The organism is Streptomyces sp. NBC_00234 (assembly GCF_036195325.1).
GTDB lineage: Bacteria > Actinomycetota > Actinomycetes > Streptomycetales > Streptomycetaceae > Streptomyces.
Window position 1 is genome coordinate 5,105,574 of sequence record NZ_CP108101.1, and the last position, 13,554, is coordinate 5,119,127.

General features: G+C 68.1%; 13 protein-coding genes. 9 read left to right on the forward strand and 4 right to left on the reverse strand.

Annotation, left to right across the window (positions count from 1 at the left end; translation table 11 throughout):
• Positions 1-26: 26 nt before the first annotated feature.
• Positions 27-1,340, forward strand: coding sequence for an Nramp family divalent metal transporter (locus OG230_RS22675; RefSeq protein WP_328905544.1), 1,314 nt, complete (start codon positions 27-29; stop codon positions 1,338-1,340).
• Between the two features lie 69 nt (positions 1,341-1,409).
• Here OG230_RS22675 and OG230_RS22680 read toward each other — a convergent pair whose 3' ends face one another.
• The 4 genes from OG230_RS22680 to OG230_RS22695 form a co-directional block, all read right to left on the reverse strand.
• Positions 1,410-3,140: a chitinase gene (locus OG230_RS22680; RefSeq protein ID WP_328905545.1), complete on the reverse strand. Its 1,731-nt coding sequence runs from the start codon at positions 3,138-3,140 to the stop codon at positions 1,410-1,412.
• Positions 3,141-3,310: 170 nt separating this feature from the next.
• Positions 3,311-3,757, reverse strand: a complete 447-nt coding sequence (locus tag OG230_RS22685) for a hypothetical protein (protein ID WP_328905546.1) — start codon at positions 3,755-3,757, stop codon at positions 3,311-3,313.
• 32 nt (positions 3,758-3,789) lie between these two features.
• Positions 3,790-4,362, reverse strand: a complete 573-nt coding sequence (locus OG230_RS22690; protein WP_328905547.1) for a hypothetical protein — start codon at positions 4,360-4,362, stop codon at positions 3,790-3,792.
• Between the two features lie 25 nt (positions 4,363-4,387).
• Positions 4,388-5,953, reverse strand: coding sequence for a hypothetical protein (locus tag OG230_RS22695; RefSeq protein ID WP_328905548.1), 1,566 nt, complete (start codon positions 5,951-5,953; stop codon positions 4,388-4,390).
• 397 nt (positions 5,954-6,350) lie between these two features.
• Here OG230_RS22695 and OG230_RS22700 point away from each other — a divergent pair, with 397 nt between their 5' ends.
• The 8 genes from OG230_RS22700 to OG230_RS22735 all read left to right on the forward strand — a co-directional run bounded on the left by OG230_RS22700 (position 6,351) and on the right by OG230_RS22735 (position 13,513).
• A complete protein-coding gene (locus OG230_RS22700; RefSeq protein ID WP_328905549.1) occupies positions 6,351-7,211 on the forward strand; it encodes a hypothetical protein in 861 nt (286 codons plus the stop codon).
• A gap of 124 nt (positions 7,212-7,335) precedes the next feature.
• On the forward strand, positions 7,336-8,052 hold the full coding sequence (cpaB, locus tag OG230_RS22705; RefSeq protein WP_328905550.1) for a Flp pilus assembly protein CpaB: 717 nt from the start codon (positions 7,336-7,338) through the stop codon (positions 8,050-8,052).
• A gap of 7 nt (positions 8,053-8,059) precedes the next feature.
• Positions 8,060-9,307 (forward strand): AAA family ATPase, encoded by a 1,248-nt coding sequence (locus OG230_RS22710; protein ID WP_328905551.1) that lies wholly within the window; start codon positions 8,060-8,062, stop codon positions 9,305-9,307.
• Between the two features lie 114 nt (positions 9,308-9,421).
• On the forward strand, positions 9,422-9,802 hold the full coding sequence (locus OG230_RS22715) for a TadE/TadG family type IV pilus assembly protein (RefSeq protein WP_328905552.1): 381 nt from the start codon (positions 9,422-9,424) through the stop codon (positions 9,800-9,802).
• On the forward strand, positions 9,796-10,209 hold the full coding sequence (locus OG230_RS22720) for a TadE/TadG family type IV pilus assembly protein (protein ID WP_328905553.1): 414 nt from the start codon (positions 9,796-9,798) through the stop codon (positions 10,207-10,209). Before OG230_RS22715 ends, OG230_RS22720 begins: the two co-directional genes overlap by 7 nt.
• 37 nt (positions 10,210-10,246) lie before the next feature.
• The gene (locus OG230_RS22725) at positions 10,247-11,587 is read left to right on the forward strand and encodes a CpaF family protein (protein WP_328905554.1); all 1,341 of its coding nucleotides are present in this window, start codon (positions 10,247-10,249) and stop codon (positions 11,585-11,587) included.
• A gap of 58 nt (positions 11,588-11,645) precedes the next feature.
• A complete protein-coding gene (locus tag OG230_RS22730; RefSeq protein ID WP_328905555.1) occupies positions 11,646-12,584 on the forward strand; it encodes a type II secretion system F family protein in 939 nt (312 codons plus the stop codon).
• A 41-nt stretch (positions 12,585-12,625) separates the two neighbouring features.
• Positions 12,626-13,513: a DUF5936 domain-containing protein gene (locus OG230_RS22735; RefSeq protein WP_328905556.1), complete on the forward strand. Its 888-nt coding sequence runs from the start codon at positions 12,626-12,628 to the stop codon at positions 13,511-13,513.
• Positions 13,514-13,554 lie beyond the last annotated feature (41 nt).

Genomic DNA, 13,554 nt, shown 5'->3' on the forward strand with positions numbered 1-13,554 from the left:
GATCTCTTTACGGTTCGTTGATCGGCATGGCGGAGACAAGCGGAACCACAGGGACCGGGGAGATCGACTCCCAGCCGCGCACATCGAGTTGGAGGTACATCGGACCGGGCATCGTCGTCGCCGCGACCGGCGTCGGAGCCGGGGACCTGGTCGCGACGCTGATCGCGGGCAGCAAGTTCGGATACACCCTGATGTGGGCGGCCGTGATCGGCTGCCTCGTCAAGATCTCCCTCGCCGAGGCGGCCGGCCGGTGGCACCTCGCCACCGGCCGGACCCTCTTCGAGGGCTGGCGCACCCTGGGATCGTGGACCACCGTCTACTTCGCGGTGTACGTCGTCATCTGGGGCTTCGTGTACGGCGCGACGGCCATGTCCTCCAGCGCCCTGCCCGTCGTGGCGCTCTTCCCGGACGGTCCCGGGCTGAAGACCTGGGCCATCGTCATGGGGCTGGTCGGCCTGGTCTTCGTCTGGTTCAACCAGTACGCCGTCTTCGAGAAGGTCATGACGGTCCTGATCGGCGTGATGTTCGTGGTCGTCGTCTACGTCGCCCTGCGGGTGGGACCGGACGTCGGCGCGTCCATCGCCGGGCTCGCCCCCGTGCTCCCCGACGGCTCGCTGATCTACACGCTCGGGCTGATCGGCGGGGTCGGCGGCACGATCACCATGGCGGCCTACGGGTACTGGGTGAACGCCAAGGGCTGGAACAACTCCTCCTGGATGAAGGTGATGCGCCTCGACAACCGGGTCGCCTACCTCACCACCGGGATATTCGTCGTCGCCATGCTGATCGTCGGTGCCGAACTGCTGCACTCCTCCCAGCTGGCCCTGACCAAGGGCGACCGCGGTCTGATCGACCTCGGGACGATCCTGGAGGACCGCTTCGGCGCGGTCACCGCGAAGCTGTTCCTGGTCGGCTTCTTCGCCACGTCGTTCTCGTCGCTCATCGGCGTGTGGCACGGCGTGAGCCTCATGTTCGCCGACTTCGTCGAGCGCATCCGCGCCGAACGGGCCGCGGGCGGCGCCGCCGCGGAGACCGGGACCGAGGGCGGGGAGATCGCCCGGCAGGAGAGGTCGGTGCCCTTCCGCGCGTACCTCCTGTGGCTGACCTTCCCGCCGATGACGCTGCTGTGGCTGGACCAGCCGTTCGGCCTGGTCGTGGTCTACGGGGTGCTGGGCGCGTTCTTCATGCCGTTCCTCGCCCTCACCCTGATCTGGCTGCTCAACTCCTCGCGCACGCCCGTGGAATGGCGCAACGGGTGGCTCAGCAACGGGATGCTGGCGGCGGCCGGTCTGCTGTTCCTCGTGCTGTGCGTCCAGCAGGTGCGCGACCTGCCCTGGTGAGGCCCTGACCGAACGCAGCAGCGCCGCCGGGGGAGCGGCGGCGCTGCTGGTCAGTGGTGCTCTCCGGGGTTACGGCAGAGCGTGGACGTGCGGTCCCACCGCGTTCGACCAGGCGTTGCCCGCCGTGGCGTCCCAGTTCGTGGACCAGGTCATCGCGCCGCGGAGCGTGGGGTAGGTCCTGGACGGCTTGAACGAACCGCAGCCGGTGCCCTTGGCCAGGCAGTCGAGGGCGGCGTTCACGATGGACGGCGACACGTAGCCGCTGCCCGCTCCCCGGGTGGACGCCGGGACTCCGAGGCCGACCTGCGAGGGGTCGAGGCCGCCCTCCAGCTGGATGCAGGCGAGCGCCGTGAGGAAGTCCACCGAGCCCTGCGAGTAGACCTTGCCGTCACAGCCGAGCATCGAACCGCTGTTGTAGTACTGCATGTTGACGACGGTCAGGATGTCCTTGATGTTGAGCGCCGTCTTGAAGTACTCGCCGGAGGTCGACTGCATGTCGATGGTCTGCGGCGCCATGGTGATGACCAGGCCGGTGCCGGCCTTCGCGGACAGGGCGCGCAGCGCCTTCGTCATGTACGTGGCGTTGAGGCCGTTCTCCAGGTCGATGTCGACCCCGTTGAAGCCGTACTCCTGGATGAGCGCGTAGACGGAGTTCGCGAAGGCCGTCGCGGAGGCGTCGTTGTTGACCGAGATGGTGCCCTTCTCGCCGCCGATCGAGATGATGACGTTCTTGCCGGCCGCCTGCTTGGCCCTGATGTCGGCCTTGAACTGGTCGACGGTGTAGCCGTTCAGGCCCGCGCTGTCGAGGTTGAAGGTGACCGCGCCCGGAGTCGCCGTGGCGTCCGCGAAGGAGACCGCGATGATGTCGTAGTTCGCGGGCACGTCGCTGAGCTTCTGGACGGTCGCGCCGTTGTTGAAGTTCTGCCAGTACCCGGTCACCGCGTGCTTGGGGACCGAGGTCACCGGCCCGGGGCCCGGGTCGGTCGTCTTCGCCGTACGGGCGCTGATCGAGGCGGACTTGGCGGACTCGCCGGCGGCGTTGGTGGCGCTCACGGCGAACTGGTAGGCCGTGTCGGCGGTCAGCCCGGTGACGGTCGCCGACGTGCCGGTGGAGGTGGTGGCCTTCGCGCCGTCGCGGTAGACGGTGTAGCCGGTCGCGCCGGAGACCGCGTTCCAGGTCAGGGGCACGGAGGTGGTCGTCGTCGTGCCGGCCGTGAGCCCGGCGGGCGCTGCGGGGATCTGCGGCTCCGGGTCGGTGCCGCCTCCGCCGTCGGGGCCGGTCACGGAGATGTCGTCGGCGTAGTAGGCGGCCTGGCCGTACCAGCCGTGCGTGTAGACGGTGACCGACGTGGTGCTCGGGCCGGTACGGAAGCTGGTCGTCAGCTGCTTCCAGCTGCCGCTGTCGGGCGTCCAGGTGGAGACGTCCGTGGTGCCGGTGCCGGTGGCGCCGAGGTAGGCGTACCCGCCCTGCACCCAGGAGCTGAGGGTGTACGTCGAGTCCGGCTTCACGGCGACGGTCTGCGTGCACTTGGCGTTGTCCTGGCCGGCCGGGGTGGCCTTGAGGGCGGAGGCGCCGCCGTGCACGGGGGAGGAGACCGCGGTGCCGCTGCCGCCGGAACAGGTCCAGTTGGCGAGCCCGGACTCGAAACCGGCGTTCTTCGCCACGTTGACGTCGGCCGCCTCCGCGGTGCTGACGAGGCCGGTGACGGTCAGGGCCCCGGCCGCCAGGACAGCCGTGACGGTGCCGAGGACGGGCCTGCTGTTGCGCCTGCGGCGTCTGCTGCCTGCGGAGCGTTCCACTGGTGCCTCCGGGGGGAGTTGGGGGGGTGCTGGCGGAGTGTGCGGTGGCCACCGTTGGCCCATAAGCTGGTCCAGACCAATTGAGTTGTCAAGACCTCTGGCACCGGCTCGTCCGGTTCCGCCCCGTACGACTCCGTTGTGCACGCCCCCCGGCGTGCGGGACACCCGGGTCAGGCGTCGTCCTGCAACCGGTCCGCCGCGTACCCCGCCACGCAGGCCACGGCGGCCACCACGTTGGACATGAACAGCCCCTCGGCGGCCATCTCCTCCCACTGCACCGCCATGTTCAGCAGCTGCGCGACGACCGGCACACAGATCGCCGCGGCCAGATGCTGCGGCATCGAGTGGCGGAACGGCTCACGGTGCAGCCGCGCGGCCGCCCACGCCGCGAGGCCCAGGCAGATCACGTTGGGTATGTGGATCAGCAGCATGCGCCCGCCGAACGACTCCATGCGCTCCGGCGTCGCCACATGCTCGTAGACGACGCCGGCCTGCACGTATTCGGTGACGATCAGCACGATGATGCCGGCGGCCCATGCGCGGGCCAGGGCGAAGATCACCGCCCCGGGCCCGTCGTCCCGGCGGGTGGGGGCCCCGGGGTAGCTGTACCGCGTCATGCTCGTCCGCCTCCGTGTCGGAGTATCACGGGCTACTTCACCGTGATGCTTTCGATGATCCGGTCCAGGTCGGACGCGGACAGACTGCCCTCGGCCGCGTCGATCCGGACCGCATAGCTCTTCTTCTGCGAGTCGAGGCCGGTGATGATCACACCCTTGACCTCGGTGCCCTTCACCGGGCTCCCGGCCTCTCCGCCGGACGTGAACGTGAAGTCGACGCGCTTGGCGTCCCGTACGTCCTCGGGACCCTTGACCTCGACGTCCGACTGCTTCTTCAGCTCCGCGCCGAGTGCGATCCCGGCCTCGGCCCCGATCGCCGCCTCCTCCACCGTGTCGGCATTGGTGAAGTCCAGCTGCACGGTGAGGGTGCCGACCGTCCTGCCGCCCTCGGTGAGCCGGGCGGCTGCCGCGTTGTGCTTGCCGCGCTCGGCGGCGCTCTGTTCCTCGAACGCGGGAGGGTGGGCGACCGAGACGGCGGGCGTGGTGAGCTTGCCCCAGCCCTCGGGCACCGTGCCGGTGGCGGAGTCGTCCCCGCACCCGGTGGTCAGCAGGCCCAGGGCGAGGGTCGCCGTCCCGGCGATCAGACGGTTCGTAAGGGTGTTCATGGCTGGCTGGCTCCTGTCGCCGTGATCAGTTCGCACAGTAGCTGTACGGGACATAGCTTCGGCTGCCGCCGTTGGGCGCTCCGAGGAACTCCGCGTTGTTCAGCGTTTCCTCCTTCTTCTCGGTGGAGACCGAGAAGCCGAGGCTCAGCCCCAGGTTCAGCTCGAACCCGTACTCCGCCGCGTTCGTCTCGCCGGTGTACGTCGTCCTGCTGGACAGCCCGTTGTCGAAGAGCAGCTGCCCGAACCTGTCGTCGTCCCCGGGCCGCTTCGTGGGCGCGTGGTCGTCGAACATGTAGCTGAACGGCTGGCCGTACTGCCCGTTCCCGTTCAGCCAGTCCTGTGCGATCTTCCGGTCGGCGTCCCCTTCGGACCCCGGCTTCAGGACGACGGAGTTGGTCACGACCTCGATCCCGGTGTCCTCGCCGCCGCCCTTGACGCCGCCGCTGCCGCCCCGCTTGTCGTCGCCGGACTTCCCGTTGTCGCCGCCGACCTTGACCCCGTCCTTGGTGGTGCCCTTCTCCACCGTGCGGGTCATGTCGATGCGCAGCAGCTCGCCGGTCTTCTTGTCGTGCGTGACGGTGATGGACCCGGTCTGGGTGGTGGACGCCGAGGCGTCACCGCTGATCGGCCCGGCCTCGTAACTGGCCTTGGTGCCGTACTCGATCGCCGCCGAGTACGTGTACGCCTTGGTGCCCTTGAAGTCGTTGTCCGTCCACGTCACTTCGGGGGAGAACTTGAAGTTGCCGCCGAGGGCCGCGCTCAGCTTCTTGTCGTCGCCTGCGCCGATCTTGATACCGGCGGACGCGCTGGCGTCCAGGCCGACCTTGCCGTAACTGATGTGCCGGTTGCCGAGCTTCTCGTCGATGCTCTTGCGGAGCTTCTCCTCCTCGGCCATCGGGCCCTTGCCGAACATGTACAGGATGCTGTTGCCGAGCCCCGCCCCCTGGGAGTTGGCGTGCCGGTTGGAGAGCTCGTACATCTTGAGCGTCTCGATGTCGTCGCGGAAGGACTTGGCCTCCTCCTCGCTCTTGAACACCCAGGTGTCACCGTTGGTGACCTTGATGCCGGCCCCCAGCTCCACCTTGTCCGTGCCGAACGAACCGACCTTGAGGCCCGGCTTGAAGTCCTTCTTGGCGGCGATCGAGGCCGCGTCGGTGAAGGTCATGGTGACCTGCTGGTCGTTCTCGTCGACCTTGCCGTCACCGTTCATGTCGGTCTTCGACTGGAACGTCTGCTGCTGGAAGCCGTACTCCTCGCCCCACTCGATGAACAGGACCTTGGCCTTGGCACCGGCCTTGTCGGAGATCGAGGAGAGCTGGCAGAGCGGCGGTTCGAAGTCGGCGTCCGTCCGGGGGGCGGCCTCGTTCCCGCCGCCTCCGCCGCACTCACCGAAGGAGACGGCGCACTTGAACCGTTCGGCGATGCGCCCGCCGAGACCGGTGGCCGTCAGCGCTCCGACGATCGAGGTCACGACCACCACCATGCCGACGTACTCCGTGGCGGTGGCGCCCCGGTCGTCGAGCGGCAGTCCGTACCAGCTCCTGCTGTTCCGGCGTCCGCTGACCGACGGTATTCGCCCGATCTGATCCATTCGAGGAGCCTCCTTCGCCTCCGGCTACGGCGGCCGGCCGGATCCGGAGATTACGGAAGTGAACACTCGGTGGGCGTGGGTCCTGGGGCCCCAATCCGGGCCCATGTTGCTGCTCTGGGCCCGTAAACCCGAAAGGGATCAGGCATTCTCCTGGGGCGACGTGATTGAGCACCTATCTGGTACGGAATTTAACTACCAACCAGTTGGCCCGATTTGGGGTGTGAACACCCTGTGCGTACGGGCAGTGTCCTGCGTTACTGGGCACTGAAAGGTGTTCTCTGCCTCCGCCTACGTCGTTAAAGTGCTGAGGCAGGAGCACGGAGCAGGAGAGCGATTGCGGCCGGCGGTACGCGGCGGCCGGAGCCGAACGGGGAAATGCGTGCCGACCGCAATAGCAGTGACCAGTGCTGACCTGGTGCTTCCGCCCACGGATCAGCAGACGCCCACAGCGGCGCTTCTGCATGCTCCGGACGCGCAGCCCCTGGAGCTGGCGCTCAACGATATGAACGTGCTTCTCGAGCAGCACGGCTACGTCATCGCCGTCTACCCGGCCAACATCGCCACCGCCCACGAGCGACGGCTCCACATGATCCGCTCGATGCTGGAGAGCGACCGGATCGCGCTCCTCAAGGTGGACCTCCCGCCGCTGGGCGTCGCCGTCCTGGTGCGTCAGCTGCGGCAGTTGTCCATCTGCGACTTCAGTGCCGGAGTGGTCGCCTCGGCGGCCCGGCTGCTCTCCCACTACATCCACGCCGGAGCGCTCCTCAGCACGGTCACCAAGCTCGACCGGGTGCCCGTCAGTCTCAAGGCGCACGCGAAGTCGTGGGTGCCGGGCTCGCAGTTCGGCGTCCTGGCCAACCCGAATCCCCAACTGATCAAGATCGGTTCGGGAGAGCTGGCGGGACCCGAGTTCGGGACCCATCTGCTGGTCGCCAAGGGGCAGCTCCAGTCGGACTGGGTGACGGGCACGATCGCGCCGGCCTGGCAGGTCCAGGCGGTGCACGAGGTCGCGCTGCCCGCGGATTCCCCGGGCTGGTGGGGCACGTCGAAGATGATCGAATTCGCTGCCTTCCTGCCCGATATCTCGGTCGTCTACCAGCTGGTCTCCTCCGTCCGCAGGGAGGTCTGCGCCTGGTGCGGCAATGAACTCATCGGCGACCGCTGCGGCTTGTGTTCGGCACCGCTGAGGGCCCAGCAGAACCAAACCAACGGTTCAGGTGTCCTGAACCAAGGAACACCTATGCACCACGGGTCGTGAATCCGCTCGCCGCACTCCTCAGCGGCCCGAAGCGGGGTCCGGTGCGGCACACCCGATCGATACGACCCCGCTCCTCTCTCTGTCCGCCCATCGGCCCACGTCTCCCAACGAGGTTGCTCCGCTCATGAATTCACGGCAACGCCGCGGCGTCATCCTTCTGCTCCTCTCGGTCCTCTGCGCCTTCGGCGCCTTCGCCGGTGTGCTCTCGGTGATCAGCGATGTGAATTCGAAGGTCGGGCCGGAGGTGACCGCGTACCAGGTCAAGGCGAACATCGCGCCCTACACGTCCCTGGAACCGAAGCAGTTCGAGAAGATAGAGATGCCCAAGCGCTGGCTGTCCGACAACGCGGTCACCGACCTCGCGGTCGTCAACGGCAAGATCGCCGTCACCGAACTGCGCGCGGGCTCCCTGCTCCAGGACGACATGATCGTCAAGCGCCCCGTGCTGCAGAGCGGCGAGCAGGAGATCGCGATCATGATCGACGCCGCGACCGGTGTCGCGGGCAAGATCAACCCCGGCAACCTCGTCAACATCTTCGCGACCTTCGCCGGTGAGAACGAGGGTGAGAAGTCCACCTCGCGCGTCATCGTGGCCAACGCCAAGGTGCTCGACGTCGGCGAGCTGACCCCCCTCGAACCGAAGCGCGACGACCGCGGCGCGGGCGGCCCCACCGAGGCCGTGCCGATCACCTTCGCCCTCAACACCACCGACGCCCAGCGCGTCGCCTACGCCGAGTCCTTCGCCGAGCACGTCCGGCTCGCCCTGCTGCCCGAGAACAGTCCGACCACGCTCCGTCCGGGTGAGGGCAGCTACAACCTCGACGAAGACAAGAACAAGTGAGGGCCGGATGAGCACAAGAATCCTCCCGGCTGTCGGCGATGCCGACGCCGCCCGATCCATCACCACACTGCTCAGCCAGCTCCCCGACGCGGAGCCGGCCGGGCCACTGGGTGACTCGACCTCGCTGCTCGACACCCTGGCCCGGCTCGCCGCCGAGTCGCTGGACGAGCTGCCCGAGGTCGTGCTCGTGCACGAGCGGATCGGGCCGGTTCCGGCCCTGGAGCTGATCCGGGAGGTGGCCCTGCGCTTTCCGGCGGTCGGGGTCGTGCTGGTCACCGCCGACGCGAGCCCCGGGCTCTACTCGGCGGCCATGGACTCCGGCGCCCGCGGCCTCGTCGGCCTGCCCCTCTCGTACGAGGAGCTGGCCCAGCGCGTCCAGGCGGCGGCGGGCTGGTCCGTCGGGGTGCGGCGCCACCTGGGCGCGGGCGCGGACGTGTTCACCGGACCGAGCGGCACCGTCGTCACGGTCAGCGGCGCGAAGGGCGGTGTCGGCACCACCGTCACCGCCGTCCAGCTGGCGCTGGCCGCGAAGGCTTCGGGCCACACCGTCGCCCTGGCCGACCTGGACCTCCAGTCCGGGGACGTCGCCTCGTACCTCGACGTGCAGTTCCGCAGGTCGATCGTCGACCTCTCGACCATCCAGGACATCTCGCCGCGCGTCCTCCAGGACGCCCTGTACAACCACGACACCGGCATCGGGCTGCTGCTCGCCCCGGGCGAGGGGGAGCGGGCCGAAGAGGTCAGCGACCGGGTCGTACGCCAGATCATCAGCGCCCTGCGCCACCGCTTCGAGATCGTGATCATCGACTGCGGCACGCACATGAACACGGCCAACGCCGCCGCGATCGAGATGGCCGACCGCACGCTCCTGGTGACCACACCGGACGTGGTCACCGTCCGGGCGGCCAAGCGCATGGTCCGGCTCTGGGACCGGCTGCAGATCCGCAAGGCGGAGGAGACCATCACGGTCGTCAACCGCTACACGCGCAACACGGAGATCCAGCCGCCGCTGATCGAGCGGATCACCGCGACGAAGGTCGCGCGGATCGTGGTCCCCGCCAACTTCAAGGAACTCCAGGCGGTGGTCGACGCCGGGCGCATGCAGGATCTTGAGGCCAAGTCGACGGTGAAACAGGCCCTTTGGGGCCTCGCCGGAGACCTCGGTCTCGTCAAGAACGCGGAAGGCACGGACAAGCAGGGCAAGTTCAAGGGAGACCGCGGCTCGATCGGCGGTCGACGGGGACGTACGAAGTGACGACCGAAGCGATACGACCGAGGGGGACAGGTGAAACCAATACCAGTGCGTACGGTGCCGGCTCACGACCTTGCGGCACCCCATCGAGCCCGTCCGGCAGGTGACGAGGAAGCGGTGCCCCGCCTCCGGGCGGACGACCGCGGACAGGCGGCCATCGAGTTCACGGGAACGCTCCCGCTGATCCTGATCACCCTGGCCCTGATGTGGCAGGCCGCCATGGTCGGCTACACCTTCATGCTCGCGGGCAACGCGGCGGACAAGGCGGTCACCGCCGCCACGACCTCCAACGGCAGCGCGCTGCTGGCGTGCAGGCAGGCCGGCCGGGAGGACCTGCCGGGCGCCTGGGACGCGAACTTCCACTGCCAGGCATCGGGCGACCTGATGAAGGCCCGGGTGGACGTCAAGGTACCGCTGCTCTTCCCCGGCGGATTCAACACGCCGATGACGCTGACCGGCGAGGCGTCGGCGAACCTGGAGAGGGGCTGGGGATGGTGACCCACGCACTGCATGCCGATCCGTGCACCCGCCGGACCCGCGACGCCTCCCAGAAGGGCAACGCCTCCCAGAAGGGCCAGGCCGCCATTGAGTACGTAGGCGTCCTCACTCTCCTCCTGGTCGTCGCCATGGCCGTGGTCCAGCTCGGTATCGCCGTGTACGCGGCGCAGCAGGCCGGCACGGCCGCACGGTCGGGCGCCCGAGTGGGCTCGTACGACCGCGCCAGCATGCCCGCCCAGCAGGCGGCGTACTCGTCCATGAGCGGGTGGCTGGTCGACGACGCAGATGTCGACGTACGCCACGGCTTCGACGAGGTGACCGTGACCGTGGACATCGACATCCCTTCCGTGATCCCGATGTTCGACTTCGGGAACGTGAGCAAGCAAGCCACCATGCCGCGCGGCTGAGCCCCGTACCACCGCACCACCAGAGGGAGTTGAGGACATGAGCCTGCGGGCGCGCATCACGAGCCCCGAGCCGACGAACGGGCTCAGCGAAGAGAGCCGGCTCGTCGGGGTCTACCGCGCCAAGCTCCTGGAGGAGATCGACCTCGCCGAGATGTCCGCCCTCGCGGCGGCCGAGCGCAGGGCGCGCCTGGAGCGCGTGCTGGGCCACATCATCAGCCGCGAGGGCCCCGTCCTCTCGTCCATGGAGCGCTCGCAGCTCATCCGCCGGGTCGTCGACGAGGCCCTCGGACTCGGCATCCTGGAACCGCTCCTCGAAGACGCGTCCATCAGCGAGATCATGGTCAACGGTCCCGACCAGGTGTACGTGGAGCGAGGTGGCCGACTCGAACTCCTCCCCATGCGCTTCTCGTCCAACGAGCAGCTGATGCAGACCATCGAGCGCATCGTCTCCACGGTCAACCGCCGCGTGGACGAGGCCAATCCGATGGTCGACGCACGCCTGCCCTCCGGCGAGCGTGTCAACGTGATCATCCCGCCGCTCTCCCTCAAGGGCCCGATCCTCACGATCCGCCGCTTCCCTCGGGCCTTCACGCTCCAGGAGATGATCGGCCTCGGCTCGCTCGACGAACACATGCTGATGCTGCTCGCTGGCCTGGTCCGCGCCAAGTTCAACGTGATCGTCTCCGGCGCCACCGGCACCGGGAAGACGACGCTGCTCAACGCACTGTCCGGGCTCATTCCGAACGGCGAGCGCATCGTCACCATCGAGGACTCAGCCGAGCTCCAACTCCAGCAGTCCCACGTGATCACGCTGGAGAGCCGCCCGTCGAACGTGGAGGGCAAGGGCCAGATCACCATCCGCGACCTCGTCCGCAACTCCCTGCGTATGCGGCCCGACCGCATCATCGTCGGTGAGGTCCGTGGCGGCGAGACCCTCGACATGCTCCAGGCCATGTCCACCGGTCACGACGGCTCGCTCGCCACCGTGCACGCGAACAACGCCGAGGACGCCCTGATGCGTCTGCAGACGCTGAGCTCCATGTCCGAGGTGGAGATCCCGTTCGTGGCGATCCACGACCAGATCAACAGCGCCGTCGACGTGATCGTGCAGCTCACCCGCCACGCCGACGGCTCCCGCCGGATCACCGAGATCGCCGTCGTCGACTCGCACGGCCGCGAGGACTACCGCATCGTCTCCGTCTGCCGCTTCAAGTCGCACCCGGTCGCCGCCGACGGACGCGTCTACGGCAACTTCGAGTACTACCCGCTGCCGCGACGGGTCGCGGAACGCCTCTACATGACGAGCGAGGCGATCCCCGCGGCCTTCGGCGTGGCCCAGTCGGAGGACCAGCTGATCATGCGCAAATCCGCCGCCTGAGCACCACCCACCGCTCGCCGTCCCCTGTCCGCCGCCACCGAGAAGGTCCCCGCCCGCCATGGATAATCTCCCGCTCCTGACGATCGGCGTCACGCTGCTCGCCGGCTTGTTCGCCGTCCTCGGCGTGCACATCTACTCATCGGGCAAGGCACAGCGGCAGATCCTGTTCGACCGCATGTCCCAGACGGGGCAGATCACCATCGGCGGACGCAACCGGCGATTCCGCGGGATCGACCGGCGGCTGCGCCGGACGGGCCTCGGCAAGAAGATCGAACGCAAGATCTCGGCGACGGGCCTGGACCTCACACCCGGCGAGTACGCCGTCTACGTCGTGGCCGCCCTGCTCGGCCTCTACTTCGTCATCGGCTCGATCTTCGCCCCGTTCTTCGGCCTGCTCGCCGCCCTCATCGGCCTCTGGGGCGGCAACGCCTTCCTCAACTACCAGCGGGCCAAGCGCACCGAGGCGTTCATCAACCAGCTCCCCGAGCTCACCCGCGTCCTCGCCAACGCCACCCAGGCGGGCCTGGCCCTGCGTACGGCGATCGCCATGGCCGTCGAGGAACTCGACGACCCGGCCCACGAGGAACTGCGCCGCGTCGCCGACCGGCTGGCCGTCGGCCACTCCCTCGACGACGCGCTCAACGAACTCGTCGAGCGCCTGCCCTCCCGCGAACTGACCGTGCTGGTTTCGACCCTCATCCTCTCCAACCGGGCGGGCGGAACGATCGTCTCCTCGCTGCGCAACCTCACGGGGACGCTGGAAGAGCGCAAGGAGACCCGGCGTGAGGTCACCACACTGCTGTCCCAGGTGAAGGTGACGGCGGTCGCCGTCCCGGTCCTCGGTATGGGCTTCTTGCTGATCATCAACGGCATGCGCGCCGGGGCACTCGACGACATGACGACCGCCACCATGGGCCGGATCGCCGTCCTCATCGCTGCCGGCCTCTACGGCCTGGGCTTCTTCTTGATCAACCGGCTCACAAAAGTACGTATCTGAATCCGACGGCCCTTCAGGAATTAGGAGAGAGGACACACACCATGGACCTTCTGATCGCGGCCGTCTTCGGACTCGCCGTATACGGAGCCTTCCAGGGCATCCGCATGTACCGCGCCGACGCCAAACTTCCCGGCGACCTGGCCATTGCCTTGGAAGTCGGCGCCAGCCGCACGACGGCCACCGGCTCGGCCATCGACCGCATGGGCATGCGGTACGCGCCCCGGGTGCTGAGCATGATGGGCCCGAAGCGGGTCGACAAGGTCCGCCGCAAGCTGGACATGGCCGGTAACCCGGGCGGCATGACCGTCGACCGGTACGCGGCACGACGGGCGGTCTACGGCGGGCTGGGGGCCCTCGCGGCCCTGGCCATGCTGATGAACGGGCAGGTTGTACTTGCGGCATTGATGGCCGTCTACGGCTTCTTCTGGACCGACGTGATCATCGTGTCCGCCATCCGGCGGCGCAAGGACGACATCGACCGGACCCTTCCGGACTTCCTCGATGTTCTTGCGGTCGTCGTCTCGGCCGGACTCGGCTTCCGGCAGGCTTTGGAACGCGTAGCGGAAAAGTACGCGGGCCCGTGGGCCGACGAACTCCGCATCACCCTGCGCCAGATGGACATGGGTGTCAGCCGCCGCGACGCCTTCGACCAGCTCCGCAAGCGCAATGAGTCCGAGCAGGTCTCGATGTTCGTCTCGGCTCTCCAGCAGGGCGAGGAGCTCGGCGCCCCGATCGTCGACACGCTCATTCAGATCGCCAACGACATGCGCCGCACCGACGCCCAGAACGCCCGCCGCAAGGCATCGAAGGCGGTCCCCAAAGCGACGCTGATCGTCACCAGTTTCATGCTGCCCGGGACGATGATCCTGATCGCCGTCGGCTTCTACTACGCGGCCAACGTCAGCATCGGAGAGGTCTTCGGGTCCTGACGGAGAACAAAGAACGGACTCACTCACCCGACAGCTGACGA